This window comes from Bacillus sp. P4_D3 (genome assembly GCF_056401855.1).
This window is the reverse complement of sequence record NZ_JBFUIN010000962.1, coordinates 1-1,018: the sequence shown is the minus strand read 5'-3', so window position 1 is coordinate 1,018 and position 1,018 is coordinate 1. Positions and strand designations below refer to the sequence as shown.

2 protein-coding genes are annotated in these 1,018 nt (G+C 38.2%); one reads left to right on the top strand and one right to left on the bottom strand.

Annotated features, from left to right (window positions below; all coding sequences use genetic code 11):
• Nucleotides 1-215, bottom strand: a 215-nt coding sequence (locus AC1DTM_RS28360) for a class I SAM-dependent methyltransferase (RefSeq protein ID WP_477001477.1), incomplete at its 3' end; no start/stop codon positions are given.
• 342 nt (nucleotides 216-557) lie between these two features.
• On the opposite strand from AC1DTM_RS28360, the gene AC1DTM_RS28355 reads away from it, so the two are divergent.
• On the top strand, nucleotides 558-896 hold the full coding sequence (locus AC1DTM_RS28355; RefSeq protein WP_001253195.1) for a hypothetical protein: 339 nt from the start codon (nucleotides 558-560) through the stop codon (nucleotides 894-896).
• The last annotated feature ends 122 nt before the right edge of the window (nucleotides 897-1,018 follow it).

The window sequence follows — 1,018 nt, the reverse complement described above, 5'->3', positions numbered from 1 at the left end:
GCTTTGTACCCAGTAAGACTTAATTTATATGTACCATACCCATCACCACAGCCAACATCTAGCACTTGTACTTCCTTTTCCACGTACTGCTCAAAAAATGGAATGATTGTACTCCTGCTCCCGCTATCCCACATTTCTTGACTATTTTGATTCCAAAACTCTGCATTGTTATCCCATTTTTTCTCTGCCGATTCATGCCAATTAAACCTCGTCATACATTCCCCTACCTTCAGTTATTATCATTCATTTCATTCTACATCATTTTCCAAAATTCCTGTTTATCCCGCATTAACGGGCAGTAGAATTCGGCGAATGCGAGGAAGTTAGKTGGGAGATAACTGCCCGTAAAAGCCCGATTGGTGWGGGCTAATAATCAGTGGGGGRTGRACAAAACCCCCACTGATTAAAGTTTCACTTTATCTTCATAAGGAGATGAACAGGATAACAACGAAATCTATTTTCTCCAATTTTTTCTTTACTTGGGTTTAACTCATACTCATGTTCTGTTCCTTATGAAAGATACTATAGATACACCCAATTGAAAGAGAGGGATGTACATGCGAAGAAAGAGAAATCATCATTTTAAAAGTGGTGAAAAAAACGAAGAGTATGCAGCTGAAATATCTCCAGCTGGTATTCCGATTAGACATGAGCGCAAAGAAATTGCAAATGAAATTGAAGGTACAAATACCGGTGCAATGATCGGCTATGTCGCATTATTTCTTTCGTTATTCTCCATTGCTTTTTATCCTGTTACACTCGGCTCCCTTGCTATTTTAGTTGGCTTATTAGCTGTCAATTTTGGGGCAAGAACACTTGGATATACCGCAATTGGTTTTGGCAGTTTTTCTGTTTTATTCACTCTACTATATCCGCTTGCTTTATCAGCGTTTTAAAAAAAAACACACCAAGTTATACTTGGTGTGTTCATTCATGATACAACATGATATGACCGCATCCACAACAATGCTTCGCTGTAATTTCTTGAAAAACCGGATAATTTTCTTCATCTCTATGC

What these genes read in the sequence shown, in the direction of transcription:
- AC1DTM_RS28355 (WP_001253195.1), top strand. Translation starts at nt 558, where the DNA reads ATGCGAAGAAAGAGAAATCATCATTTTAAAAGTGGTGAAAAAAACGAA.